At 71.8% G+C, this 25,326-nt stretch carries 20 protein-coding genes; 10 read left to right on the top strand and 10 right to left on the bottom strand.

Annotated features, from left to right (window positions below):
* The first annotated feature begins 11 nt into the window (after positions 1-11).
* The 3 genes from HNP44_RS15500 to HNP44_RS15490 are packed head-to-tail and all read left to right on the top strand — an operon-like array spanning position 12 to position 2,449.
* Positions 12-1,097: an S-(hydroxymethyl)mycothiol dehydrogenase gene (locus HNP44_RS15500; protein ID WP_259141909.1), complete on the top strand. Its 1,086-nt coding sequence runs from the start codon at positions 12-14 to the stop codon at positions 1,095-1,097.
* Positions 1,094-1,720, top strand: coding sequence for an MBL fold metallo-hydrolase (locus HNP44_RS15495; RefSeq protein ID WP_259141908.1), 627 nt, complete (start codon positions 1,094-1,096; stop codon positions 1,718-1,720). The genes HNP44_RS15500 and HNP44_RS15495 overlap by 4 nt, the downstream gene beginning before the upstream one ends.
* Positions 1,721-1,759: 39 nt before the next feature.
* Positions 1,760-2,449, top strand: coding sequence for a hypothetical protein (locus HNP44_RS15490; protein ID WP_259141906.1), 690 nt, complete (start codon positions 1,760-1,762; stop codon positions 2,447-2,449).
* On the opposite strand, the gene HNP44_RS15485 is transcribed toward HNP44_RS15490, so the two are convergent.
* Positions 2,436-3,875, bottom strand: coding sequence for a condensation domain-containing protein (locus HNP44_RS15485; protein WP_259141905.1), 1,440 nt, complete (start codon positions 3,873-3,875; stop codon positions 2,436-2,438). The genes HNP44_RS15490 and HNP44_RS15485 overlap by 14 nt on opposite strands.
* Positions 3,876-4,051: 176 nt before the next feature.
* Positions 4,052-5,764, bottom strand: a complete 1,713-nt coding sequence (locus tag HNP44_RS15480) for a hypothetical protein (RefSeq protein ID WP_259141904.1) — start codon at positions 5,762-5,764, stop codon at positions 4,052-4,054.
* Between the two features lie 62 nt (positions 5,765-5,826).
* Between HNP44_RS15480 and HNP44_RS15475 the strand changes: the two genes are divergently transcribed.
* Entirely contained in the window at positions 5,827-6,993 is a 1,167-nt protein-coding gene (locus HNP44_RS15475; protein WP_259141902.1) for a polysaccharide biosynthesis protein, read from the top strand.
* Here the strand turns inward: HNP44_RS15475 and HNP44_RS15470 are convergent.
* Complete coding sequence (locus HNP44_RS15470; RefSeq protein WP_259141901.1) at positions 6,923-8,275, bottom strand: DUF3068 domain-containing protein; 1,353 nt, start codon at positions 8,273-8,275, stop codon at positions 6,923-6,925. The two genes, HNP44_RS15475 and HNP44_RS15470, sit on opposite strands and share 71 nt — an antisense overlap.
* A gap of 165 nt (positions 8,276-8,440) precedes the next feature.
* Between HNP44_RS15470 and HNP44_RS15465 the strand changes: the two genes are divergently transcribed.
* Positions 8,441-9,676: an acyltransferase family protein gene (locus tag HNP44_RS15465; protein WP_259141900.1), complete on the top strand. Its 1,236-nt coding sequence runs from the start codon at positions 8,441-8,443 to the stop codon at positions 9,674-9,676.
* Positions 9,677-10,280: 604 nt separating this feature from the next.
* On the opposite strand, the gene HNP44_RS15460 is transcribed toward HNP44_RS15465, so the two are convergent.
* Genes HNP44_RS15460 through HNP44_RS15450 form a run of 3 tightly spaced genes read right to left on the bottom strand, consistent with a single transcriptional unit; the run spans position 10,281 to position 15,292 of the window.
* Positions 10,281-14,594, bottom strand: coding sequence for an alpha-(1->3)-arabinofuranosyltransferase (locus HNP44_RS15460; RefSeq protein WP_259141899.1), 4,314 nt, complete (start codon positions 14,592-14,594; stop codon positions 10,281-10,283).
* Positions 14,581-14,781, bottom strand: coding sequence for a DUF2613 family protein (locus HNP44_RS15455; protein ID WP_259141898.1), 201 nt, complete (start codon positions 14,779-14,781; stop codon positions 14,581-14,583). Before HNP44_RS15455 ends, HNP44_RS15460 begins: the two co-directional genes overlap by 14 nt.
* A 10-nt stretch (positions 14,782-14,791) precedes the next feature.
* On the bottom strand, positions 14,792-15,292 hold the full coding sequence (locus HNP44_RS15450; protein ID WP_259141896.1) for a universal stress protein: 501 nt from the start codon (positions 15,290-15,292) through the stop codon (positions 14,792-14,794).
* A 114-nt stretch (positions 15,293-15,406) separates the two neighbouring features.
* Between HNP44_RS15450 and HNP44_RS15445 the strand changes: the two genes are divergently transcribed.
* Together HNP44_RS15445 and HNP44_RS15440 are read left to right on the top strand one after the other, a co-directional pair.
* Positions 15,407-16,570: a glycoside hydrolase family 3 N-terminal domain-containing protein gene (locus HNP44_RS15445; RefSeq protein ID WP_259141895.1), complete on the top strand. Its 1,164-nt coding sequence runs from the start codon at positions 15,407-15,409 to the stop codon at positions 16,568-16,570.
* A gap of 79 nt (positions 16,571-16,649) precedes the next feature.
* Positions 16,650-17,246: a TetR/AcrR family transcriptional regulator gene (locus HNP44_RS15440; RefSeq protein ID WP_259141894.1), complete on the top strand. Its 597-nt coding sequence runs from the start codon at positions 16,650-16,652 to the stop codon at positions 17,244-17,246.
* Between the two features lie 316 nt (positions 17,247-17,562).
* Here HNP44_RS15440 and HNP44_RS15435 read toward each other — a convergent pair whose 3' ends face one another.
* Positions 17,563-18,453 (bottom strand): MaoC family dehydratase, encoded by an 891-nt coding sequence (locus HNP44_RS15435; RefSeq protein WP_259141893.1) that lies wholly within the window; start codon positions 18,451-18,453, stop codon positions 17,563-17,565.
* Between the two features lie 2 nt (positions 18,454-18,455).
* Complete coding sequence (locus tag HNP44_RS15430) at positions 18,456-19,814, bottom strand: 3-oxoacyl-ACP reductase (RefSeq protein ID WP_259141892.1); 1,359 nt, start codon at positions 19,812-19,814, stop codon at positions 18,456-18,458.
* A 105-nt stretch (positions 19,815-19,919) separates the two neighbouring features.
* Here HNP44_RS15430 and HNP44_RS15425 point away from each other — a divergent pair, with 105 nt between their 5' ends.
* The 3 genes from HNP44_RS15425 to HNP44_RS15415 all read left to right on the top strand — a co-directional run bounded on the left by HNP44_RS15425 (position 19,920) and on the right by HNP44_RS15415 (position 22,210).
* Positions 19,920-21,203: an acetyl-CoA C-acetyltransferase gene (locus tag HNP44_RS15425; protein ID WP_259141891.1), complete on the top strand. Its 1,284-nt coding sequence runs from the start codon at positions 19,920-19,922 to the stop codon at positions 21,201-21,203.
* Positions 21,204-21,290: 87 nt separating this feature from the next.
* The gene (locus HNP44_RS15420; RefSeq protein WP_259141890.1) at positions 21,291-21,713 is read left to right on the top strand and encodes a CoA-binding protein; all 423 of its coding nucleotides are present in this window, start codon (positions 21,291-21,293) and stop codon (positions 21,711-21,713) included.
* Positions 21,710-22,210 carry a hypothetical protein gene (locus HNP44_RS15415; RefSeq protein ID WP_259141889.1) on the top strand — a complete coding sequence of 167 codons (501 nt, stop codon included), beginning with the start codon at positions 21,710-21,712 and terminating at the stop codon, positions 22,208-22,210. The genes HNP44_RS15420 and HNP44_RS15415 overlap by 4 nt, the downstream gene beginning before the upstream one ends.
* A 41-nt stretch (positions 22,211-22,251) precedes the next feature.
* Here the strand turns inward: HNP44_RS15415 and HNP44_RS15410 are convergent, their stop codons facing one another.
* Positions 22,252-23,301 carry an acyltransferase family protein gene (locus HNP44_RS15410; protein ID WP_259142246.1) on the bottom strand — a complete coding sequence of 350 codons (1,050 nt, stop codon included), beginning with the start codon at positions 23,299-23,301 and terminating at the stop codon, positions 22,252-22,254.
* A 48-nt stretch (positions 23,302-23,349) separates the two neighbouring features.
* Complete coding sequence (locus HNP44_RS15405) at positions 23,350-25,308, bottom strand: YhgE/Pip domain-containing protein (protein ID WP_259142245.1); 1,959 nt, start codon at positions 25,306-25,308, stop codon at positions 23,350-23,352.
* Between the last annotated feature and the right edge of the window lie 18 nt (positions 25,309-25,326).

Below are 25,326 nucleotides of genomic sequence, written 5' to 3'. Positions count from 1 at the left end.
GGAGGAGAACCGTGCCGCAGACCGTCAGAGGAATCGTCGCCCGCGCGAAGGGGGAGCCCGTCGAGGTCCTCCCGATCGTGATCCCGGATCCGGGTCCCGGTGAGGTGGTGGTCGCGGTGCAGGCGTGCGGCGTCTGCCACACCGACCTGCATTACCGCGAGGGCGGCATCAACGACGAGTTCCCGTTCCTGTTGGGCCACGAGGCCGCGGGCGTCGTCGAAACCGTGGGCGAGGGCGTCGATCACGTCGCGCCCGGCGACTTCGTCGTGCTCAACTGGCGGGCCGTGTGCGGGCAGTGCCGCGCCTGCAAGCGCGGGAAGCCGCAGTACTGCTTCGACACGTTCAACGCCACGCAGAAGATGACGCTCGAGGACGGTACCGAGCTCTCGCCCGCCCTCGGCATCGGCGCCTTTGCGGAGAAGACCCTCGTGCACCAGGGCCAGTGCACCAAGGTCGATCCCGAGGCCGACCCCGCCGTCGTGGGCCTCCTCGGCTGCGGCGTGATGGCCGGTCTGGGTGCCGCCGTGAACACCGGCGGCGTCTCCCGCGGCGACACCGTGGCCGTGATCGGTTGCGGAGGTGTGGGAGACGCGGCCATCGCGGGTGCCCGCCTCGTGGGTGCGCGCACCATCGTCGCCGTCGACCGGGACCCGAAGAAGCTGGAGTGGGCCCGCGAGCTGGGCGCCACGCACACCGTCAACGCCGCGGAAACCGATGCGGTGGAGGCGATCCAGGAGCTCACCGACGGCTTCGGCGCCGACGTCGTGATCGACGCGGTCGGCCGCCCCGAGACCTGGAAGCAGGCCTTCTACGCCCGCGACCTGGCCGGCACCGTCGTCCTGGTGGGCGTGCCCACTCCGGACCTGACCCTCGACATGCCGCTCATCGACTTCTTCTCGCGCGGTGGGGCTCTCAAGTCCTCGTGGTACGGCGACTGCCTGCCCGAGCGGGACTTCCCGCAGCTCGTCGACCTGTACCGGCAGGGCCGCCTGCCGCTGGAGAAGTTCGTCACCGAGCGGATCGGCCTCGACGAGGTGGAGCAGGCCTTCGCGACCATGCACCGCGGAGAGGTGCTGCGCTCGGTGGTGGTCCTGTGACGCTGCGCGTGGAACGCGTTGTCACGTCGGGCACGTTCAGCCTCGACGGCGGCACCTGGGACGTCGACAACAACGTCTGGCTGGTCGGCGACGACAGCGAGGTCGTGGTGATCGACGCGGCGCACTCCGCCGCCCCGATCGTCGACGCCGTCGGCGGGCGCACGGTCCGCGGAATCGTCTGCACCCATGGGCACAACGACCACGTGACCGTCGCTCCGGAGCTGTCCGAGCGGCTCGACGCGCCGATCCTGCTGCACCCGGGGGACGACGTGCTGTGGGACATGACGCACCCGGGCGTCGGTCACGAGGATCTGGCGAACGACTGCCGGATAGCCATCGGCGGCACCGAGATCCGCGTGATTCATGCGCCCGGGCACTCGCCGGGGTCGGTATGCCTGTACCTCCCGGAGGCGGGGCAGTTGTTCAGTGGCGACACCCTGTTCGCCGGCGGGCCCGGCGCCACAGGCCGTTCGTACAGTGATTTCTCGGTGATCATCGAGTCGATCCGCGATCGCCTGTTCGCGTTGCCGCCGGAGACGGTCGTGAACACCGGTCACGGCGACGGGACCATTCTGGGCTCCGAGTCGCCACACCTCGAGGAGTGGATCCGTCGGGGGCACTGATCCCCGCCTGAATCCGAACCCTGGTTGCATCTTCTTTGCATGACCAGAGTGCAGATGGGGCCCCGGGCGAGCAGGTGGTGGATCGTCTACCTGCTCGTCTTCGGCGCCGCACTCCTCGGGGCGCTCCTGGACCGGCGTTGGGGCACCGCCGCGCTGGTCACGGCGATCCTCATCGCGGGTCTCGTCACAACGGCCGGCTCTCTGCTGCTGCAGCTCGCCGTGCACATCGTGGCCTGCGCCTTCGCGGCGCTGTCCGCGGAGATAGCCTTCGCCGCGGGCGACGTCTTCTGGGGCGTCTTCGGCCTGGTGGCGGCGCTCGTGATGGCCGCACTGGTGCCGTTCGCGCTCCGCGAGGGCTCCGGCGGAAGGGTCCGCACCGAGGAGCTCGTCGGTCGCACGGTTCCGCAGGCCGAGCGGTTGCTCGGCTATCCGCGCGACCGCCAGCCCGGCGGTCTCGGTGCGCCGGTCCTCGTCCCGGTCCCGTTCGGTCCGCTGCCGGACGGTGCCGACCGCCGCGCCCGCCTCGTGGTGACGTCGGTGGCCGTCGATCCCGCCGGCCCGTGGATCGCCTTCGGCGTCGCGCCCGCCGCCTTCGTGCCCGTCCTCGACCGCCGCGTCAGGGACACCCTGCAGGCCGCGCTGCACGCCCGCGTCGGCGGCTTTCCCGCCGATCTCCGCCAGGTCCGCACGGTCGCGCCGGCGCGGGCGGCGGCCGCTACGCCGAGATGAGGGCGGGGGAGTGGTCGGCCACCTCGACGATGCGGTCGCGCAGCAATCGGAACACCGTGTCCACCGAGCGGGTCGCCTGCGTCGTGTCCGGGTGCATGGCGTTGAAGTCCAGGCCCGACTCGTCGCGGTTGATCCAGGTGAACACCTCGCGCGAGGGCGTGGCGTTGGCGAACACCGAGAGGTCATGCTGCCGAGCCAGTTCAGCGCCCGGCACCCGCGTCACGTCGATGTAGGAGAGCATCGGCGCGGCGAAGCCGTGCTGCACCGGAAACTCCGGATCGTCGGCCAGCAGGTCGATGACCGGGTAGACCGGGGTGCGGTCCAGCTGCTTCGCCGTCGTGACCGCCTCGTGCGCGTTCCGCGCGACCTCGTCGAACGTCCCCGAGGCCGAGAACTGCACCGGCACCAGCGTGACGTACCAGCCGACGGCCATCGCGTCGCCCGTCGCGGACCGGTCGGCGCGCGGGATGAGCATGGTGAACAGCTCGTCGCCCGTGAGGTTGTTGTGGACCTGACCGAGCACCGCGAGGAGCGCGCTGCTCATGTTCGCGCCGGCCCGCTTCGCCGCTGCACCGAACCGGGCGGTGCGGTCGGCGTCGATGAACGAAGCGTGCACCGCGATGCGGCCTGGGGCGGCCTCGCCGTCGGCCAGCCCCAGCGGCAGGGGGAAGCGCGGCATGCCGCCCGCGCGGCGCAGCGTCTCGCGCCACTGCACCACGTCCGGGTGGGTGGGTGTGAGGGTGGCGGCCAGCGTGCGCTGCTCGCGGGTGAACTCGCGGTGCGGCCGGACGGGCACCTGCGCGTACGCGGTGCCGTTGCGGGCCGCCGTGTACCGGGAGAGCAACTCGAAGAAGCTCACGGCCTGGGAGACGCCGTCGGTGTACAGGTGGTCCGAGCAGACCACCACCTGGAAATGCGGGGTGGTCGAGTCGGGGCGCGCGTGCTCGATGCCGGTCACGCTGAAGGCGAAGGCGGCCCACTCGTGCAGCTCCGGCACCGACGCCATGAGGTAGTCCTTGACGGTCGCGCCGGGATGCGTCTCCGACGTGGCCTCGATGGTGAGATCGATCTGCTCCGGAGAAAGCGTGCGTCCACGCGGATTCGGGTCCGCCGACACCGGAAATGCGGTGTGGAAGACGCCGTGCCCGCGCACGAATTCGGTGAAGACCGATTCGACGGTTCTTTCATCGAAAACATCGTGGATCGTGAATGTGGTGAAAACGAGGCGACGCGTGCAGGCCTCGCCATCGATGCCGCTGCGTAGGTGGTCGGCCTGCACGTACGACGTGCAGACATCCTGGTCAGGGGCGGTGCGCATCGCCTCCTTGGTGGTCGCGTCCGGAGCCCAGACGGTCCACTCTCCCGCCGGGCACTGCCACTGCTCTGAGAAACCCGAGATCATGTAGAACATGATGACTAAGTCCATAGCGCAACAAAAGACGCACGAACAGTGAGAAACCTGACAATTCCCGGGGCTTCACATTTCGTCGCGCATGACGCATCATGTACAGTGCTAATGACAGTGACAGGTAATATGGGTTGATGAGACATTCGATCTGCAAATGAACAACATATTTCCCGCACTGAGTAAGGGAAATCGCGTCATGGTGCCGGGCACGGCGGGCCGGCTGGGTCTGAGCCCGGGATCCGCCGCGAGCGGCCCGTCGCGGCCACGACCGCTCCGCCCAGCAGCACCGCTGCCCACAGCAGGTGCGCAGCCCACGCCCCGCCCCGCTCCGCGGGCGAAGCGGAGACCGTCGCGATCCCGCCGGGCACCCGGTAGAGCCGCAGCTCGGGGGTATCGACGGTGAGGGTGAGGCCGGGGAGTGGCACTGTCGGGAAGACGGTCCCGCCGTCCGCGATCACGGCCTCCACGAGCACCCAGCCGACGCCCAGTTCCGCCAGCCGGCCCGCCAGGGCGTCGCCACCGGCGGCGAGCGCCGCCTCCGCGTCCGATGCGGCGCCGGGCACGCGGTCGACGGAGCGCCCGCCGACGCGGAGTTCACCCGTCTGCAGGACGGGCGCCCGCAGCATCCGCGGTGCGGGGTCGAGGACCGGCGCGTCGGGCCCGTACGCGTACGTCCGGAACATGCCCGGCGGCAGCACCGCGACCGATCCACGGTCCTCGGGCACCGCCTGGGCGACGGTGCGCCACGACTCCGGGTAGGTCACCGGTGTCAGTGCGCCGCCCACGCCCCATGCGAGGCCCGGCAGCACCGCGATCGGCACCGCCACCGCCACCACGGCGCCTGCGGCCCGCGCGGCGGCGGGCACCGCGGCCACCAGCGCGGCGGCGCAGGTGGCGTACAGCGGGACGGCCAGCGCCACCCACTTCTGTCCGTCGCGCAGTAGGCCGCTACCGGGGATCGCCTGCACCACGGCCTCGAGCAGCGCCGTGCCCGGGCCCGTCGCCGCGAGCGCGGGAAGCACGACCGCGCACAGCGCGAGCAGCGCGAACCGCCCCAGTGGCGGGGAGAGCAGCCGCGCGCGGAGCACGAGCAGCCCGCCGACCACCAGCGCGAGGGCGAGAGCGGTCCAGAGCCAGGGGGCACCGTCGGGCACGGCCTGCCGGTTCCAGATGCCCCCGAGCCCCAGCAGAGATCCGAAGGTGCCGAGCCCCGGCTCGGCACGGGCGGCGAACACCGCGACGCTCGCCGGGTCGGCGCGCACCCCGCTGCCCGAGACCAGCGATGGATACAGCCACGGCGCAGCCGCGCACACGAACAGTCCGAGCTGCCACGTCCATCGCCGCGGCGCCGCCACCAGGCCCGCGATCAGCGCGAGGACTGCGCCCGTCGGAGTGAGTCCGCCCGCGGCCAGGCACGCCGCGAAGCCGCCGAGCTGCCGACGGCCCTCCAGCCGCAGCCCCACCACGACGGCCCAGCCGATCGCCGCGTACCCGGCCAACAGGCTCCAATGCCCCTGCAGCAGCCGCTCGGCGACGAACGGATTCCACAGGCCCACCGTCGCCGCAGCCAGGCCCGCCCCGACGCCCGCCTCGCGTCCCGCGGCCGCGAGGATCGCGAGCGCGCTTCGGCCGAAGCCCCAGCCCGCCGCGACCAGAGCGACGAACAGTAGGACCGTGACCAGGAGGCCACCGTCGACCACCTGCGAGCCGGCGGCCAAGAGCCAGTCCTGCGGCGTCGCGCGGGCGGCGTTGTCGCCGAGCCCGAGCGCGGTGTCGGTGAGGTACGAGCGGGGCGTGGAGACCGCGTCGCGCAGCAGGAGGTAGCGGCCGCCGACGGCCAGCGGGCCGAGGATCACGGCGGCGAGCACGGCGGACCAGGCGGCGAGGGCCAGGTCGCGCGATCTCATCGACCCGAGCCTACTGACACAATGGCCGGGTGCGAGGTTTGGCGTGGGTCACGATCGGATCGATGCTAGCCAACCTCTGTTCGTACCTGGTGCACCTGCCCGCGAGCCGCTGGCTCGGGCCCGCCGGGTACGGCGAGTTCGCCGCCCTCCTGCAGCTGACGCTGATCCTCGCTGTGCCCGCGCTCGCGCTGCAGACCGTGGTCGCGCGTCAGGTGGTCCGCGGCGCGGGGGCGGCCCAGATGCGGACGCTGGGCTACCGGATCGCGCTGGGCGCTGGCGTCCTCGCGGCCGTCGCGGTGCCTCTGGCCGCCGCCGGCCTGCACACCCGGGCGATCACCGCCGCCGCCGCGCTGGCCGCCGCGCCCGCGCTGGTGCTACTCGCCGTCGAGCAGGGCCTGCTGCAGGGGGAGCGGCGCTTCGGGCGGCTCGCGGCGCTGCTCGGGCTCGCCGGGCTGGGAAAGCTCGTCTTCACCGTGCCGGGGCTGCTGCTGGGCCCGGGGCCCGCGCTCCTCGGTACGACGGTGGGCGCCCTGGTTGCGGCCGTCGTCGGCCGGGCGCTGGCCGGTGCCGCGGCGGGGCACGAAGCCGGTCCGGACGTGGGGGTGCGTGCGGTGCTCGGCGCCAGCTCCGTGCAGCTGGTGCTCGTCGTCTTCGCCTCGCTCGACCTGCTGCTGTCGCGGCCGGTGCTCGGCGCGGCCGCCGCCGGGACCTACGCCCTCGGCGCGGTGGCGTCGAAGGTGGCGTTCTGGTTGCCGCAGGCCGTGGGCGTCGTCTTCTACCCGCAGCTCGCGACCCCGGGCCGGGCACACGGCGCGCTGCGCACCGTTGTGGGGCTGCTGACGGCCCTGGGGCTGGCCTGCGTCGCCGGGGCGGCGGTGTGTGCCCCGCTCGCGACGCTCCTGGCCGGCGAGGACTACCGGCCCGTCCAGGGGCTGCTGTGGCTGTTCGCGGCGCAGGGCGCGCTCCTGGCGCTGCTGCAGGGCCTGCTGCTCTACGCCATCGCGATCGAGCGCACCCGCATGGCGCTGTTCGCGTGGGCCGTGGTCGCGGCCGAGGCGGCGATCCTGCTCACCCTGCCGCACACCCCCGCCGAAATGATCACCGCCGCGGCGCTGTGCGCGCTCGCGGCGGTGATGGTGATCGGTGCGGTCGTGACCGTCAGCGCTCGTCGCGCTTCCGGAAGTCGATCGCCTCGGTCTGCGACTCGTCCGGCCGCGGCTGGGCGCTGAACGCCTCCGTCGCCGGATCGCCGCCCGCATCGGGCGCGGTGATCGGGTCCTCGTCGAGCGGTGCTGTCGGGGCGGCATCGCCGGAACCGGCGGCGTACGCCCGGCCGCGACCACCCGTGCCCGGTCCGCCCGCGGTGGCGGGGTTGCGGCCCAGGAACAGTGCGAAGACGCCGAGGCCCAGGGCGATCAGGCCGAGGACGCCGCCCGCGATCGGTGCCACGTACTTGGCGACCGCGATCTTGTTCTGTGCCGATTTCGCGACCTCCGCCTGCGAGCGGACCGTCGCATCGACCCAGCGCTGCTTGGCATCGAAGACGTCGAGCTTGAAGTCACGCACCTGCTTCGGCGTGTTCGGGGCGACCTGGCCGGGCAGGCGGAACTGCTGCGTGTAGTGCAGCGACTGGTCGACGATGACGCCCGAGGTCGGGTCGACCCACAGGTCAACGTCGGTCTTCGCCCAGCGGTTCAGCGTGATGTCGTCCTTGGGGTCGACGCCGCCGATGCCCCACCAGCTCGCGGGCATGGTGAGCACGGTGCCCAGCGTCGGATCGTTGCTGTCGCGGATCGTGGAGAGGTCCACCCAGCTCTGCTGGCCCTGGAAGTGCAGCGTCTTGGTGCCGCTGACCTCCTTCTCCTCGACGAACTTCAGGCCCACGTTGCTGCGGGTGATGAGGTCGAAGAACTCGTACTTCCCGTCCTGCGTGGTGCCGGCGGGGAAGCGGTACTGCAGGCCCGTGCGGTCGGCGATCTTCACGGCCGGGGTGCTCTCGCCGGGCTGGTAGGTCGCCTCCGACGTCTTGCCGGTGGGCTTGCCCGTCTCGCGGTCCAGGGAGACGCGGTCGAGCCAGGCCTGCACCAGGCCGTCGTCGCAGGGACGCTTGTCCTGCACGGCGCCGGTCAGCTGTGGGTGCCGCGGCTCGCCCTTGGTCTTGATCGACGGGACGACCATCGAACTACCGGACTGGACCGTCATCGTCGACTTGTCCGACGGGGTGGTCACCAGGGTGCGGGTCTGCGTCGTCACCGAGACCTCATTGACGACGGCCTTGTCCCGGTTGATCGAGCACATGTCCAGCGACTTCGCGGGGAAGTCGGCGTCGGCCTGGGAATCCGCGGCCTTCTCGGACTTCGCCACCGTCGTGGCGTCGATGTCGAGCGGGATCGTCGTCAGCTTGCCCGCGACGTACGCCGGCCCGGCGATCGCGGCTGTGATCAGCAGTGCGCCCAAGAAGATCAGGATCGGACCGATAACGCGCGCCAGCCGGCTACGGCCTACCGCCATCGAAGTGTCTCCTCACAGCTCTCGTGGAGCGCGTACGTGGTTCGCACACGCCGTCAGGGCACGCGGTCGCGCTCCCTCACAAGTACCCGAGCCTACAGGTGGTGTCGCGGTGGCATGGGGCACGCGCGCGGGCGGCGCCCGGATCGCGGGTAGATTCGGTGGACGATGAGCACCGTCGGGACCAGCCAATTCGCATCTGCAAAGCCTGCGGGTGCGGCCGGATTCGTGCCCGCACTCGAGGGCATGCGGGCATGCGCCGCGGTTGCCGTGATGCTCACCCACGCCGCCTTCCAGACCGGTCAGGTGGGTCATTCGGTGATGGGTCGCGTGTGGGGCCGCTTCGACATGGCGGTGGCCCTGTTCTTCGGGCTCTCGGGGTTCCTGCTCTGGCGCGCGCACGCCCGGGCCGCCTGGACGTCCTCGGACGGACCGCCGTCGGGGCGGTACTACCGGTCGCGATTCGTGCGCATCATGCCGGCCTACCTCCTGGTCGTCGTCGTCGCGCTGGCTCTGCTCCCGCGGTCGACGGCCCCGTCGGGCTCGACCTGGCTCGCCAACCTCTCGCTGACCCAGGTCTTTGTGCCCTACTCGCTCACCGACGGGCTGACCCAGATGTGGTCGCTCTCGGTCGAGATGCTCTTCTACCTGCTACTGCCGGTGGCCGCGTTGGCCCTGGTGCGGCTGCGCGGTCCGGCCGCGCGGTGGCGGGTGCCGGTGCTGCTCGCGGTGGCGGCGGTGTCGCTGAGCTGGGCCTGGGTGGGCGCGGCGCTGCCCCTGCCGCCGGGGGTGAACCACCACAACTGGTTGCCGTCGTACGTGCCCTGGTTCGTCGCGGGCATCGTCCTCGCCGAGATCGTGAGCGCGCCGGTCGCCCGGTTCGCTCCGGTGCGGCGCCTGGCGCGCCGTCGCGTGTGCTGGCCCGCGGCCCTGACCGTGTTCGCGCTGATCTGCACGCCGCTGGGCGGTCCCGTCACCCTCGACACCCCCGCCGCGTGGCAGTTCGCCCTGCGCATGGGGCTTGGCGGGGTGCTCGCCTTCCTGCTGCTGGCGCCGCTCGTGTTGGCGCCCGCCTCGGAGCCCTCGCGGTGGCTCGGCGCGGGGTTCATGCTGGCGCTCGGCCGCTGGTCGTACGGCATCTTCATCTGGCACCTCGTGGTGCTCACCGCGATCTTCCCGCTGTTCGCGATCGTGCCCTTCAACGGCGCCTTCCTGAAGGTGACTCTGCTGACGCTGGTCTTCTCCGTCGCCGTCGCGGCCCTGAGCTACGCCTGGGTGGAGGAGCCGGCCCGGCAGTGGCTGGCCCGTCGCGAGGCCCGACGGTCCGCCGCCTCCTCGCCCGCCGAGGCCGCGCAGGCGCGGATCGAGCCGCCGGCCGCGGAGCCCGTCGCGCCGGTGGGGTAGTTCTGGACGGAAGCGATGCGTGCCACGCATACCCCTCGTCGTCGCAGGTCATCGGCGTGTTTCAGCAGTCGGGTGATGCGTGGGGCGCATCGCCTCCGGCTGCGCGGGGCGCGACACCACGTGACGGCCTGGCGAGTCGGTCCAGAGGCCGCGCCGGGAGCTGCGAACAGCGCATCGAGCTGGGCCGCCGAAGCCGCGACGTTGCGCGGGGGAGCGGGTGCCCAAGGGTACCCGGAGTTCGGTGGGGGAATCGGCGTAGCGCGGGGGGCGACCGAGGGCGGCTGACGCGCCGCGGGGGAATCGGCGTCTCGTGGGGGAGAGCCGGCGTCTGATGGGGGATTCGGTGCGGCGTGGGGGATGGCCGGTCCCCAACGGAACGAGCGGCTTCTGATGGGGGACCGAACGGATCGCCCGCGGATCGGTGCCGCGCGGGGGACGGAATGCCGCGTGGGGACGTCGAACGAGCACTACGGAATCGTGGGGAGCTGCGGGGGGATGCGCCGGACGCATCGCTCGATCAGCGAAATCGGCCACTGACCTGCGGTTTCATGGGGTATGCGTGGCGCGCATCGCTTCTCTGCGAGACAACACCCAGCCCGCAGGCCTACTCCGCGCTACTGACCCCGCGGTCGTCCTCGCCGGACGCGGCGCCGCGCCGGCGGAGGAATCGGGTGGGCGGCACCGTCGACCAGGCCATCAGTAGCACGCCGAGCAGAGCCAGGCCCTGCGGCCAGGGGCTGTGGCCGACGTAGCCGGCCTCGGCGTGCCACGGACCGGTCGCCAGCAGCAGCATCCCCGCCATCACGAAGCCCGAGGCGCCGAACACCCGGATCGCCGCCCGACGGTCCGCCGACACGTGCAGCCCGGAGAGCACCCAGGTCGCGAGCCCGGCGGCCGTCCACAGCGCGAGCCCCGGCCAACCGCTGAGCACGAAGGCGACCGCGCCGATCCCCAGCCCCGCCGCGACGCCCGGCTGCCAGGCGCGCATCGGTCCTCCGGCGGACCGCGGCCGCGAGCCCGGGACCAGCGCCAGGGCGGCGAGGATGACCAGCAGGACGAGGCCGCCGAAGAGCCCGATCCGGTAGGGCGCGTTGAGCGCGAACCGGAGTGTCACGGCCCCGTCCGTCCCGGCGGGCACGACCCAGCCCTGCTGCCAGCCGTTGACCGTCACGGCGCGCAGGGGCGCACCGTCGGGCCCCGTCGCCGCCCAGCCGGAGTTCCGGCTCTCGGGGACGACGAGCACCTGGTCGGCGTCGGCGCGGCTGACCGTCACTACGCGGCGGTCCGGCGTCCAGCTCTGCACCTTCACGCTCTCGTCACGGGGCGATGCCTCGACGGCCGCCGGCGTGTCCAGCGACAGCGAGTCCACGCTGAACGCGAGCCCCGGCGACGCCACGATCTGAGCGCGCCCGGGCGGCAGTGGCACCGGCGCGGGATCGCAGGCCACGGCGCGGACGGGCGCACCGTCGCGCAGTTCCCGCGCCCCGGCCTCGATCCGGAAGCGCAGCAGCTGGTCGCCGATCCGTATCGTCGGCCCGGTCTCGCACGGCACCACGACCGGACGGTCCGCGGGCGCGGGCTCGGATCCGGGGACGGGCGCCCCGTCGGGGCCGACGGCTCGCACCTCGGCGAGCCCGGGCGCCATCTTCTCCGGGAAGCCGAAGTCGTTGATGTTGATCCGCTCGTCCCAGTCGAGCAGCGAGATCGAGATCGAATCCGTCACTGCGGGTTCGACCTTCACCGTCACCTCGCCGGAGCCGGAGCCGGAGCCGGAGTCGGGGTCGGGGTCGTCCGGGAGTTCCCGCACCTGCCGACCCGTCCCCAGGTCGACGCCGATCCGGGTCGGCCGCGCGGGTGCCTCGCCGCGCGGCAGCCGCAGCGTCAGGCCTCCGACGACCTGCGGTGACGGCAGCCGCAACCGCAGCACCGGCTTCGGCGACGTGGGCTCGGTGACCGACTGCGGCGCCGACCAGACCGTGTTCGGGTCTCCGTCGACGGCCGCGGCGGAGCTCGCCCGGCCGTCGCCGACCGCCGACTCCGCGAACGCCGACGGCGCACCCGGCGCGGCGAGCAGCGCCGACAGCGCCTGGCCCGGCCGCGCACGCACTGTCAGCGACGGCGTCACCGCGGCTGCCCCGGGCCCGTCGACGGTGCGCCGCAGCGGCCCCGGCTCCTCCGGGCCGATGGCGATATCGGCGCACTGGACCGGGCCGGGCGCGCCGTTCTCGCCGGGCGTCACGACGCAGCCGGAGCGGCCCATCGTGTCCTGCCCGAAGACCCAGCGCTGCGCCGGCCCCGATGCGGGCAGCGCGACGTCGTGCCGCGCGGGGATCGCCTGCTTCGACCGGGTGTCCGTGAGCTCGGCCTCGGTGATCGCGAACTGGTTGCCCCACGAGCGATCCGCGGTCTCGGCGGCCGTGATCCGCACCCAGCGCGTCGATTCCGACGGCGCGACCAGCGTGATCGGGGTGCCCGCCGTGACGGGATCGGAGTAGACGGTCCCCGCCTCGGTGGTGATGAGCAGGCGCGTGACCGCGGGCCCCAGCGCGCGCCCGACGGTCACCGTCACCGCCAGGTCCGCGCGCGGCTCGGGCAACGTGAACTGCAGCCACTGGTTGATCGCGTGGTCGAGGCCGGAGGAGACCCACGCGGTGTTCTTGTCGCCGTCCACCGCGGCGGCCGGGCCCGTGCCGGGCAGCACCGTGCCGAGCTGGGTGGCATCGGCGGCGGAACTCGACGCGGAGACCGTCGCGCCGTCCCACTTCCCGTCGACCAGGCCCGCCGCCGGGTAGTCCGGCAGGCGGTTCAGGGTGCGCCGCGGATCGTCGGCGGTGCGAATCGCGGAGCTGTGGTCGTCAACGCGGCCGTAGTCGGTCTCGCGCCGCTTGGGCGTGTCGGTGACCGTCAGCGGACCGTCGGGCAGGCCAGCGTCCTTCGCGTCCGAGGCGAGCAGCGCCGCGCCCAGCTCCCGCCGGCCCGACGCAGCGGCGTCGGCCTGCAGCCCCAGGAGCGCCTCCGGCCCGCCCGCGACGCGCGGCATCGTCGTCAGGTCGGCCACGTACGGGCCGGTGGGGGCGGCACCGTCGACCCGGTAGATCGTGATTGCCGGCAGCGGGGGCCGCAGCCCCGAGTCGACGACCACCTTCTCGACCGTCGGCGGCGCGACATCGGGACCGAACCGCGCGACCTCGCTGATCCCGGGCGATCCCTCGATCGCGGAGCGGGCCAGCGCGGGCCGGGCGGAGCGCGACGTGCCCGGGTCGAGGTCGGCCCGCAGCACGAGGTAGGAGATGCCCTGACGGCGCAGCGTCGCGGCCAGTCCCGCCGACGGGGTGCCCGCGCTGAACAGGCGCTGCACCGAGTCGAGGGCGCGGATCGCGCCGGGCGGGTTGAGCGGAATCGCGTCGCGTACCGCCCACGGCGTCTCGGCCAGGGGCTGGATCGGCTCGTCGCGCGTGAGGCCCCACAGTTGCGCGCCGAAGGGCGCGCCCGGCACGACCAGCGCGCGCTCGGCGCGGGCCTGCCCGGGGGCAGTCCCGGCGGCGTGTGCGGACAGCCAGTCCGCGGCCTGCGACCAGTAGTCGGGGATTTTCTCGTAGGGGCCCCGGGGTGCGAGCTTGCCCGTCCACGCCATGCCGCCCGCGAGCGCGAGCACCACGACCACGGCCAGGGCGCCCGCGGCGAGGCGGTCCTGCTCGGGGTGCGCGAGGGCCCGCCGGACCTTCGCCAGGCCGACGGTGCCGGGCAGCGGCGCCCGGGCCAGCAGGTGCGCCATGCCCAGGACCAGCGGCAACCGCAGGAAGGGCTCGAGCTTGTAGACGTTGCGCAGGGGCGCGCCGACGCTGTCGAGGAAGACCCGCACCGGCTCGGCGAACGGGGAGCCCAGGCCGCTGGCGTAGCCCGCGCCGATCCCCGCCAGTCCCACGAGCAGCACCGTCGCCCAGACGCCGCGCTTGGGCATGCGCCGCATGGTGAGCCCGGCGATGCCGGCACACGCGACCAGGCCGGTGACGACGACCGCGGCGGGGGAGGTGGTGAGCATGGCGCCGGCGCCGCGCTCGTCGGAGATGAACGGGCTCCACGACGTGGTGCCGCGCAGCACCTCCGGCACCGACGCCCACTGCGTGGTCGCGCGGGAGGACTCGATGAACTCGAGGAACGGCGGGCTGACGCGGCCCATGATGAGCAGCGGCACGATCCACCAGGTGGTCGCCAGCGCCACGCACACCGCCCACCAGGCGCTGAACCGCCAGAAGCGGCCGGTCCCGGCGCCGAAGCGCATGTGCAACAGCCACCACAGTGCGGCGACCGCGCACGCGAAGCCCGTGGCGACGGCGTTGACCGCGCCCATCAACGCGACCGCGACCGCCGAGCGGGCGGCCAGGTTCCGCAGCGGCACGTCGGCGCCCTGCACCAGCTGGACCAGGGGGAGCAGCACCCACGGCGCGAGCATCACCGGCGCGGTCTCGGAGCTGATGGCGCCCAGCGTCGTGAGCACCTGCGGAGCCAGCACGAACGCGGCCGCGGCCACGACGCGGCTACCGCGCGAGCCGGTGCCCAGCGCCTCGGCGAGCCGGACGATGCCCCAGAAGCCCGCGAACAGCAGCAGCGCCCACCACAGGCGCTGCGTGATCCACGGCGGGACGTGCAGGAACTGACCCAGCGCGAAGAATGCGCCGTGCGGGAAGAAGTAGCCGTAGGCCTGGTTCTGCACCTGGCCGAGCGGGGACTGGCTGGACCAGACGTTGGCCGCGCGCGCGAGGAAGCCGAGGGGGTTGGCCGTGAGATCGAGCTTGGTGTCGGCGACGACCTTCCCGGGCGCGCTGAGGAAGCTCAGCGCGAGCAGGGCGACGAACGCCCACGCGCCTGCGCGGCGGGTCAGGGGTTCGTCGTTGTGCTGAGCGCTACTTGTTGGCACCCGAGTCGTCGCGCTCGCCGTAGTTCGACGAGCCCTGCAGGAAGCCCTTGTCGGGGTTCACGGTGCCGACTTCGGTGGACGGCGACGTCTGCGCGACGGCCGCGCCGCTCACCAGCGCGAGGGCCACGGCGACGACGATGCCGGCGAGCGCGGCGGTGGCGCTGGCGATGATCGAGGTGCGGTCCATGCCGGAAAGTCTACAGGTCCAGCTCGGCGCAGCCCGACGGCACGATCATGACCGGCCGCTTGCATCCGCGCAGCACGTGCTCGGAAACGGACGAATGCCACAACGACCGGATGCCCGACACACCGCGGCTGCCGGAGACGATGACGTCGACGTCGAAGGTGTCCGACGCGGCGATGAGCGCCGTCCACACGGTGGTGGACACCTCGATGAGCTCGCCGTGCGCGGTGAAGCCGGCGGCGGCCGCCAGTTCGACGCCCTGCTCGTTGGTCTTCTTCGCCTCGGCGTGCACGACGTCGGTCTCGCGGGTGAGCGCGGTCTCCGCGGCACCAGCCCCCGCGACGCCCGACATGGCGGACAACCGGGCGGCCTGATGGATGGTGGACTCCCACGCGGTGACCACGATCGCCTCGGCGTCGCGGCCCTGCGCGAGCACCTTGCTGGCGTACTTGACGGCGCGCTGGGAGGACTCGGAGCCGTCGTACGCGATCAGAACCTTGACGGGGACACTCATGCGGATCACCTCGATCTTCGCGGTTACCTGATACCTCCAGGTTACGCCGGAACGGGGGTGTTGCACAGTGCAAGCTCGGGCGCGTCGACGGTGCCGTCTGACAGACTGGCGCCGATGCTGAAGTTACGGAACCTCACGATCATGGTGGTCGCCGCTGCCGGCGTCGCGGCCTGCGGCCCGTCGACGCCGGACGCGGCGCCGTCCGCGACGACGGCGGCGCAGGCCCCGTCCACGGTGGCATCGGCGGCACCCTCGTCGGGCCCGGGGCGACCGGTGACCTGCGGCTCCGACTTCCTCTCGGCGCTCTCGGTGCGCGAGAAGGTGGGGCAGCTGCTCATGGTCGGCGTGCGTGACGCCGCGGACGCCCGGCGTGCGGTGCAGCAGGGCGTGGGCGGCGTCTTCATCGGCAGCTGGACGGACAAAGCGGTGTTCTCCGGCGGCACGCTGCAGGCCGTCGCCAAGGCGGGCAAGGTGCCCGTGATGGTCTCCGTGGACGAGGAGGGCGGCCGCGTCTCGCGGGTTCCCGGTGCGAACCTCGTCTCGGCGCGCGAGCTGGCGAAGACGATGACGGTGCCGCAGGCGCGCGCCGAGGGCGCGCGGATCGGGAAGCTGCTCAGGTCCAAGGGGATCACCGTGGACTTCGCGCCCGACGCCGACGTCTCCGCGCAGCCCGACGACTCGGTGATCGGCGACCGCTCCTACTCGGCGGATCCCGCGGTGGTGGTCCAGTACTCGCAGGCCTTCGCCGCCGGCCTGCGCGACGGCGGCGTCTACCCGGTGTTCAAGCACTTCCCGGGGCACGGCAGCTCGTCGGGCGACTCGCACCAGGGCGGGGTGAGCGTGCCGCCGCTGAGCCAGCTCAAGCAGAAGGACCTCGTGCCGTTCCGTGCCGCGGCGAACACGGGGGATGCGGGCGTCATGGTCGGCCACCTGACGGTGCCGGGGCTCACCGAGCCGGGCCTGCCCACAAGTCTGAGTCCCGCGACGATGCGGCTGTTGCGCGACGGTGTCGGGTACGGGGCGAAGCGCTTCGACGGTCCGATCTTCACCGACGATCTGTCGGGGATGAAGGCGATCACCGACCGGTTCAGCGTGCCGCAGGCCGTTGCGAAGTCGCTCGAGGCCGGTGCCGACGTGGCGCTGTGGATCTCCACCGATCAGCTGAGCGCGGCGATCGATGCGGTGGAGGCGTCGGTGACCGCGAGGCGGATCACCGCGAAGCAGCTCGACGATTCGGTGCTGCGCGTGGCGCGCGCGAAGCACGCCGTACGCTGCTGATTCCGAACGGATTTCACTGGAACTTACTTGCGAGTAACCTGGTGGGCTAGGATCTGACTCGAGAGTAAGGAGGACGCCGATGGCCGGTGGGACGAAGCGTTTGCCGCGCGCGGTGCGCGAGCAGCAGATGCTGGACGCCGCCATCAAGGTGTTCTCGCGCAACGGCTTCTACGAGACGTCGATGGACGCGGTGGCCCGCGAGGCGCAGATCAGCAAGCCGATGCTGTACCTGTACTACGGCTCCAAGGACGAGCTGTTCGCGGCGTGCGTCACGCGCGAGGCCGGCCGGTTCATGCGCAGCATCGAGTTCGACGCCAGCCCCACGCTGCCGCCGCTGCAGCGCCTGCGCTCGGTGATCGCCGGCTTCCTCAAATACGTCGACGAGAACCGCGACGCCTGGCGCGTGATCTACCGTGAGGCCACCGGCCAGGCGGCATTCGCCGCGCTCACGGAGGTAAACCGCGAGCGGGTGGTCGAGATGACCGCGGTGCTGCTCCGCGAGGCCGCCAAGTACGCGCCGGACGACACCGACTTCGAGCTCTACGCCGTCGCCCTCGTCGGCTCCGGCGAGGCCATCGCGGACCGTCTGGCCACTGGGAAGGTCGAGCTCGACCGCGCCGTTGAGATCATGACCTCGTTCCTCTGGGGCGGCATCCGCGGCGAACGCCCGGAGTAGTCGCCCGACGGTGCCCGGCCTGGCCGGTGGGCGGGTGCCCGGGTACGGCGGGTGTGTAGTTGCTCCGCGAAGCGATGCGTGCGACGCATACCCCGGTAGTGCCAGGTCAGAAGCTGTTTCTGGGCGCTGGTAATGCGTCCGGCGCATCGCCTCGGGTGCTGAAAGTGGCACTGACCTGGTGCGATGAGGGGCATGCGTGGCACGCATCGCTCTTCTGAACGATTACTGCCCCGTCCCCCGGCGCGTACGACCGCACCCGGAAACGACGGTGCCCGCCGCGGCCGAAGCCGGGCGGGCACCGTCGAACTACGGACTACTACAGCGGCGTGACGGTGGCCGTCACGTGCGGGAAGCCCTTCTTCAGGTCCTTCGCGACGATCTCGGTGCCGCCGGTGGCCTCGTCGCGCGAGACGTACAGGCCGACCTTCGCGGGCAGGATCACCGGTCGCCCGAACCGCACGTGGTAGACGACCGCGTCGGGCACGTGGCCCTCCACGACGCGGAGCATCGCCGCGGCCGTCCAGCCGCCGTGTGCGATCGAGGACGGGAAGCCGAACGCCTTGCCGCCCAACGGTGACATGTGGATCGGATTCCGGTCGCCGCCGACGGACGCGTAGTGCCGGATCAGCGCACCGTCGGCCGAGAGCAGCGCGTCGGGGGCGCCGGGGCGACCCTCCTTCGGCGCGGGGCCGGACGGCTCGCCCGACAGCGAGGTCCGCTGCTGGATCAGCATCGTCGACACCTCGGAGGCGACCGACGCGCCGGACGCGTCCGTGAACTCCGTCGTGAAGTCGATCAGCATGCCCTTGCGGTGCTCGCGCAGGTTGCCGACGGAGGTGCGCAGCGTCAGCTTCTCGCCCGGCTCCACTCGGCGGCGGCGCGTGATCGTGTTCTCCACGTGCACCGACCCCACCGCCGCGGCAGGGAAGTCGTCCGAGAGGAACAGATCCATGATCAGCGGGAAGGAGAGCACGTAGAGGTACATCACGGGTACCTCGCCGGTGTTCTTCAGCCCGACGACCGCGCAGTACTCGCCGACCCGCGCGGGGTCCACGTCGACGGTGAGCTCCACGGTCCGGTCCGGCAGCGCGGTCTCGGGCGTGAGCTTCCCCTGCTTGCCGACGACCGGCAGGATGCCGCGCAGCCCGCGCGTGAGCACGGACAGGCTCGACGGCGGCGCCTGCAGCACGGTGACGTTCTTGGCCATGATCAGGCCCCCAGCAGGCTCTGACCGCAGACCCGCACGACGTTGCCGGTCACGGCGGCCGAGGCGGGCGCGGCGAAGTAGGCGATGGTCTCCGCGACGTCGACGGTCTGGCCGCCCTGCTGCAGCGAGTTCATGAGCCGACCGGCCTGGCGGGTGGCCAGCGGGATCGCGGCGGTCATGGCGGTCTCGATGAAGCCGGGTGCCACGGCGTTGATGGTGATGTTCTTCTTCGCCAGGACCGGGGTGTAGGCGTCGACGATGCCGATGACGCCGGCCTTGGTCGCGCCGTAGTTGGTCTGGCCGCGGTTGCCCGCGATACCGGCGATCGACGAGACGTCGACGACGGAGCCGCCCTCGTTGAGCGCGCCGGCGGCCAGCAGGTCGTCGACCAACTGCTTCGGGGCCTTGAGGTTGACGGCCACGACCGAGTTCCACTTGCCCTCGTCCATGTTGGCGAGCAGCTTGTCGCGGGTGATGCCGGCGTTGTTGACGACGATATCGAGGCCGCTGTGGCGCGCCTTCACGAGCTCGGCGATCTTCGCGCCGGCGTCGGGTGCGGTCACGTCCAGCGGCAGGGCGGTGCCGCCCACCTTGTTCGCGACGCCGGACAGGGCCTCGCCGGCGGCGGGGATGTCGGCGGCGATGACGTGGGCGCCGTCGCGCGCGAGGACCTCGGCGATGGTGGCGCCGATGCCGCGGGCGGCGCCCGTGACCAGCGCGACCTTGCCGGCGAGCGGCTTGTCCCAGTCGGCGGGCGCAGCGGCGTCCTTGTCGGTGATGCGGATGACCTGCGCGTCGACGTACGCCGACTTGCCCGACAGGAGGAAGCGCAGCGTCGACGCGAGGCCCGAGGCGCCGGTGGCGGCGTCCGGGTGCACGTAGACGAGCTGGGCGGTGGCGCCGTCGCGCAGCTCCTTGGCGACGGAGCGGGTGAAGCCCTCGAGGGAGCGCTGGACGATGTGCTCGTCGAGGTCTTCGATCAGCTCCGGAGTGGTGCCGAGCACCACGATGCGGGCGCTGTTGCCCAGGGAGCGGATCTGCGGGCCGAAGAACTCGTACAGGCCCTTGAGGTCGTCGATGGTGGTGATGCCGGTGGCGTCGAAGACCGCGCCGCCGAGCTTCTCGGCGCCGCGGGCGCCGCCGTTGTTGACGACGAGGTCGTAGTCGGCGAGCAGCTCGCGGACGGGCTCGACGAGGCGGCCCTTGCCGCCGAGGAGGACAGGGCCGGCGAGCGCGGGCTTGCCGGCCTGGTAGCGGCGCAGGACGGGCGGCTGCGGCAGGCCGAGTCGGCTGGCCAGGAAGGAGCCGGGGCCCGACTTCACGAAGGCCGCGTAGAAGTCCGTGCTGGGTGCATCAGGCATGTGGGGTACCTCATCCGTGTGGGGTTCCGATAGGCTATCGACAAGCAACTTACTCCAGAGTAAGAATACTCGGTAGTAGCAACCCTCGATCACTGGGAGAAACCCGTGGCAAACATCGAAACCCGTCCGGTCGCCATCCTCGGTGGAAACCGGATCCCCTTCGCACGTTCGGACCGCGCGTACGCGAAGGCCAGCAACCAGGACATGTTCACCGCTGCCCTCAATGGTCTCGTGAGCCGCTTCAACCTGCAGGGCGAGCAGCTGGGCGCCGTGGTCGGCGGCGCGGTGCTCAAGCACAGCCGTGACTTCAACCTGATCCGCGAGTCGGTGCTCGGCAGCCCCCTGAGCCCGTACACCCCCGCCTTCGACGTGCAGCAGGCCTGCGCCACCGGCCTGCAGGCGATCAACGCCGCGGCCCAGGGCATCCAGCTCGGCCGGTACGAGGCGGCCATCGGCGGCGGCGTCGACACCACCTCCGATGCTCCGATCGGCGTCTCCGAGGGCATGCGCAAGGTGATGCTCGAGCTCAACCGCACGGGCAGCACCGTCGACCGCCTCAAGCTGCTCGGCAAGCTCCCCGCGAACCTCGGCATCGACATCCCGCGCAACGGCGAGCCCCGCACCGGCATGTCGATGGGCGAGCACGCCGCCATCACCGCCAAGGAGATGGGTGTCTCGCGCGCCGAGCAGGACGAGCTGGCATTCCTCAGCCACACCAACATGGCAGCCGCCTACGACCGCGGCTTCTTCGAGGACCTGATCACCCCGTACCTCGGCCTCACCCGCGACGACAACCTGCGCCCGGGCAGCACCGTCGAGAAGCTCTCGACCCTCAAGCCCGTCTTCGGCGTCTCCCTGGGCGACGCGACGATGACGGCCGGCAACTCCACGCCGCTCACGGACGGCGCGTCGACGGTGCTGCTGTCCTCCGACGATTGGGCGGCCGAGCGCGGCCTGCCCGTGCTCGCGTACCTCAAGGACGTCGAGTACTCGGCCGTCGACTACGTCGGCGGCAAGGACGGCCTGCTCATGGCGCCGACCTACGCGGTGCCGAAGCTGCTGGCGCGCAACGGTCTCACGCTGCAGGATTTCGACTTCTACGAGATCCACGAGGCCTTCGCCTCCGTGGTGCTGGCGACGCTGCAGGCCTGGGAGTCGCCCGAGTACTGCAAGGACCGCCTCGGCCTGGACAAGCCGCTCGGCTCGATCGACCGCAGCAAGCTCAATGTCAACGGCTCGTCGCTGGCGGCGGGCCACCCGTTCGCCGCGACCGGCGGCCGCATCGTGGCCTCCGCCGCGAAGCAGATCAAGGAGAACGGCGGCGGTCGCGCGCTGATCTCGATCTGTGCCGCCGGCGGTCAGGGCATCACCGCCATCATCGAGGGCTGACCCCTCACGGCGGATCGGGCCGTCCGGGTGCTGCGAAGGCGCTTGGACGGCCCGACGTCGTTGCGCGGCCGTCTTACACTGGGAAACATGACCGCGACGGATGATCTGATCGACGGGATCCTGCGCGACTACGACACCATCACGGTGGTCGGGGCCAGCGTCGATCCGGCGAAGGCGGCGCACGATGTGCCCGCCTACATGCAGCACCGGGGCTGGCGCATCATCCCGGTGAACCCGCACGCCGATGAGATCCTCGGCGAGCCGGTGTACCGCACGCTGGCCGACGTGCCCGAGCAGGTCGGGCTGGTCGACGTCTTCCGCCCCGCGGAGTTCACCCCCGACATCGCCCGCCAGGCCGTCGCCGCGGGCGCGACGGCGCTCTGGCTGCAGCTGGGTATCCGTTCCGCGGAGGCGCGGGACATCGCCGAGTCCGCCGGACTGCTCTACGTCGAGGACCGCTGCCTCATCATCGAACAGCGCCGCACCCGCATCTCGAGGAGGACCGCATGAGTGTCGGCATCGTGATCGTCATCGGGGTCGCGGTAGTGGCGGTTCTCCTGCTGGTCGGCGTGATCTGGTTCCTCCGCGACTCCAACAAGCGCATCCAGGACTTCGCCAAGTCCGGCGATCTCATCCCCGGGCGGGCGGGCCGCGCGGCCGCCGAGTGGGCGAACGCCACCTCCACCGAGGCGCTGCTGCATCAGCGCACTCGCTACGCCATTGCCGACGTGCACCGCGGCGCCTTCGCTCCCGCCGTCCCGCCGCCGGCCGACTCCGCGATCGACGGCCCCGAGTCCGACCTCGCCGCCCTCGATGACGCCGTCTTCGCCCTCGACGATCGCATCATCGCCGCCGCGCAGCTGTCGGGCGAGGAGCGCACGAAGGCCCTGGGCGAGCTGGAGCCCAAGGTCGTGGCCCTGGAGGGACTGACCGGCAAGCTGTGGGACGCCCCGTCCGCCCAGCGCCGCCCGATCCTCGACGCCGCCACCGCCGCACTCCTCCGCTGAGCCCGTCGCCCCTCCTCAGCAGGGCGAGGCGATCGCCCGCCTTAGTGCCCGCGCGCCCCGACCGCCGCAGGTCGCTGCGTCACCGCCGCGCGGAACCGCTCCACACCGACGTGCAGGCCCCACGCCAGCACAATGGTGATTGCGGTGGTCACGGCGACGATCGTCCAGGTGGAGCCCTCGAACAGCGACCAGCCGAAGAGATCGAGAACCACGAACTCCATGACGATCACATGGATCAGGAAGAACTCATAGCTGATGGAGCCGAGCCACACCATCGGCCGCGAACCCAGTGCGCGCGACGGCCCGGTCGCGAACGCCGCCACGAGCAGTCCGCCTATCAGCGCCTCGAGCAGGAACTTGGTCACCCCCTGTGCCGGGGTGGGCAGCCGGAGGTCGATCGGGCCGGCGAGTGGCGTCAGCAGCACGGCGTAGGCCACCGCCGCGGCGAGGAGCAGTGGCAGCCGAGGGAGCCGCACCCGGTCGACGAGCAGTGCCACCACGATCCCTGCGGCGAAGGCGGCGGCGAACGCCGGCGGCCACGAGCGTGCCGTCTTCCCGAAGATCTCCGTCGCGGTGGCCAGCACGAGCCAAGCCGCCGAGACCGCGACCATCACCGCCGGCACGGTCCACGCCCGGCGGGTGCGCATCAGCCACAGCCCCAGCAGTGGAAGCGCAAGGTAGAAAGCGACTTCCACGCACATGCTCCACATCTGCGTCAGCCCCGTGTGCACGTACCCCACGCTGTAGATCTGAGTGAAGGTCAGGTGCCGCAGGTACGCGACCCACCCGTGCCCGTGCGGCGAACCGTCGGGCCGCCACAGGTAGATGAGGTACACGACGGTGACCACGACCCAGTAGCCGGGCACGACCCGCCAGGCCCGCGCGACGAGGTACCGTCGCACGTCGGGCGGCGCGCCCCCGGCCCGCGCGCGAATCCACGGCCGCACCAGTAGGAAACCCGACAGCGCGAAGAACACGGGCACCGCGGTCTCGAGCCGTGCGTAGGCGGCGCCGAGCGCATCCGGGGTGAAGTCACCGCCCCAGAACGCGGCGTGCGTGACGCACACCGCGAGCGCCGCCAGCGCCCGCAGGCCGGTGAGGGCCGGGACGTGCTGGGAGCGCGGGGGAGCGATGGTGCCTCAGATCTTTATCGCGGGGATGAGCCGGTCGAGGTTCCACAGCCGGTTCCGCCGGGCGGACAGGCACGACACCGTGACCGACGCGACCCACAGGAACACCAGCACTGCGATCGCCTGCCACAGACGGTGGTCGATGCCGCCGGAGACCAGCTGCCGCAAGCCGTTGACGCCGTAGGTCATCGGGTCGTATTTGTGCAGGATCTGGAAGGGTCTGGCGGTGGTCTCCACCGGGTACATGCCGCCGGAACTCACCAACTGCAGCATGAGCAACGCCATGATGAGCACGCGGCCCACCGCCGGCCCGACGAAGGCGTTCACCGCCTGGGTGAAGGCGATGAAAGCCAGTGTCACGCCCATCATGAAGAAGATCATCGCCACCGGGTGCGCCACCTCGAGCCCTAGCGCGAAGCGCACCACGCAGTACAGGATCACGGCCTGGCACAGGCCGATCGCGGCGGCGGGCAGGTAGCTCGCCATGACCACACGGATGGCCAGCACCTCGGCGGCGACGGCGCGGTTCTGCAAGGGCCGGAAGACCATCCACAGCACCAGGGCGCCGAAGAACAGGGCCAGTGTGAGGAAGAACGGCGCCATGCCGGTGCCGAAGTTCGGGGCGCGGTTCTCGTGCGTCGCGTCCAGCTGGACGGGGCCGCCGATGGTCTGTGCGACCTGCGTCGTCTGCTCCTGCGACCACTTGGGTACTGCGCCGGCGCCTTCGCGCAGCTTGGTCGCCAGCTCCTGGCTGCCGTCGCGCAGCTGCACGGTGCCGGCGGAGAGCTTGGTGGCACCGTCGGACAGCTGCGTGATGCCGTCGTCGAGCGTGGCGTTCCCCGCGGCGAGCTGCTGCGCGCCCGAACGCAGTTCGGTGAGCTTGGCGGTGAGGTCGCCACCGGTGGCGCCGACCTGCGCGAGGACGGTCTGCAGCGGACTGCCGGGCGTGCGGAACTGCTCGGTGAGCGTCGCCGCGCCGTTCGCGGCGGCGATGATCTGCTGCTTGGCTGCGGGGGTCACCGAGGCCTGGGCGAGCTGGGCCCGCACCGCGCGCAGTGCCTCGGCCGACTGCCGGGCCACGGGATCCGGGCTGGCGGCGAGCTGCCTGATGGCGGCGTCGATTCCGGCCAGCGCGGTGTCCTGAGTCTTGACGAAGACGCCGGCCTTGTCGGCGGCCTCGACGAGCGCGGCCGCGCTCTGCTGCAGCTGGGCGGTGTTCCCGCCCAGCCCGGAGAGGGCCTTCGTCACGGCGAGAAGAGGATCCGTGGCCTGGGTGATGCCATCGGAGAGCTGCTGCGAGCCGGCGCGCAGCTGCGCCGAGCCGGTCTTGGCTGTCCCGAGGCCGGTGGCGAGCTGGGCGGCACCGTCGTTCGCGGTCACCAGGCCGTCGTGGAGCTTCCCGGCCCCGTCGGCGGCCTGCTCGATCCCGGACCCGGCGGTGATCATCATCGACAGCACCTGGTTCACCGCTTGCCCCGACACTCGGGTGGAGACGGCGTTGAGCACCTGCGACATCGCGGTCTGGCCGATGGTGGAGCTGATGTAGTTGTTGGCGTCGTTGTAGACGGCCCGCAGCTGTGCCTTCTCGGGTGTGCCCGTCATGGGAGAGGCGATGGCGGCGGAGAAGTTCTCCGGCAGCTCCAACATGAAGTAGTAGGTGCCGTCCTTGACGCCCTGCTGCGCCTCGGCGGGAGAGACGATGTGCCAGTCGAGGCTCTTGTCATCGGCGAGCGACTTCTCCACCTCGGCGCCGGCGTTGATCTTCTGGCCCTTGACCTCGGTTCCTTTGTCCGCGTTGACCAGCGCGACCGGCATCTTGTTGACGTTGCCGAACGGATCCCAGAAGGCCCACAGGTACAGGGCGCCGTAGACCAGGGGCAGCAGCATCAGTACGACGATGGCGGCGCGGGTGAGCCGGCTGCGCCCGAAGCGCTTGATCTCGGAGCCGAAGGCGAGGCCGGCGGCGATCGGGACGAGGCTGCTCTT

Source organism: Tsukamurella ocularis (genome assembly GCF_024807615.1).
GTDB classification, from domain to species: Bacteria; Actinomycetota; Actinomycetes; order Mycobacteriales; family Mycobacteriaceae; genus Tsukamurella; species Tsukamurella ocularis.
This window is presented reverse-complemented; position numbering and strand designations above follow the sequence as displayed.

Bases quoted from the DNA above. Each gene is read 5' to 3' on its own strand.
- HNP44_RS15445 (WP_259141895.1), top strand. From the start codon at position 15,407: ATGCTGAAGTTACGGAACCTCACGATCATGGTGGTCGCCGCTGCCGGC.
- HNP44_RS15430 (WP_259141892.1), bottom strand. From the start codon at position 19,814: ATGCCTGATGCACCCAGCACGGACTTCTACGCGGCCTTCGTGAAGTCG.
- HNP44_RS15465 (WP_259141900.1), top strand. From the start codon at position 8,441: ATGAGCACCGTCGGGACCAGCCAATTCGCATCTGCAAAGCCTGCGGGT.
- HNP44_RS15415 (WP_259141889.1), top strand. From the start codon at position 21,710: ATGAGTGTCGGCATCGTGATCGTCATCGGGGTCGCGGTAGTGGCGGTT.
- HNP44_RS15490 (WP_259141906.1), top strand. From the start codon at position 1,760: ATGACCAGAGTGCAGATGGGGCCCCGGGCGAGCAGGTGGTGGATCGTC.
- HNP44_RS15480 (WP_259141904.1), bottom strand. From the start codon at position 5,764: ATGAGATCGCGCGACCTGGCCCTCGCCGCCTGGTCCGCCGTGCTCGCC.
- HNP44_RS15420 (WP_259141890.1), top strand. From the start codon at position 21,291: ATGACCGCGACGGATGATCTGATCGACGGGATCCTGCGCGACTACGAC.
- HNP44_RS15470 (WP_259141901.1), bottom strand. From the start codon at position 8,275: ATGGCGGTAGGCCGTAGCCGGCTGGCGCGCGTTATCGGTCCGATCCTG.
- HNP44_RS15440 (WP_259141894.1), top strand. From the start codon at position 16,650: ATGGCCGGTGGGACGAAGCGTTTGCCGCGCGCGGTGCGCGAGCAGCAG.
- HNP44_RS15485 (WP_259141905.1), bottom strand. From the start codon at position 3,875: ATGGACTTAGTCATCATGTTCTACATGATCTCGGGTTTCTCAGAGCAG.
- HNP44_RS15450 (WP_259141896.1), bottom strand. From the start codon at position 15,292: ATGAGTGTCCCCGTCAAGGTTCTGATCGCGTACGACGGCTCCGAGTCC.
- HNP44_RS15435 (WP_259141893.1), bottom strand. From the start codon at position 18,453: ATGGCCAAGAACGTCACCGTGCTGCAGGCGCCGCCGTCGAGCCTGTCC.
- HNP44_RS15475 (WP_259141902.1), top strand. From the start codon at position 5,827: ATGCTAGCCAACCTCTGTTCGTACCTGGTGCACCTGCCCGCGAGCCGC.
- HNP44_RS15455 (WP_259141898.1), bottom strand. From the start codon at position 14,781: ATGGACCGCACCTCGATCATCGCCAGCGCCACCGCCGCGCTCGCCGGC.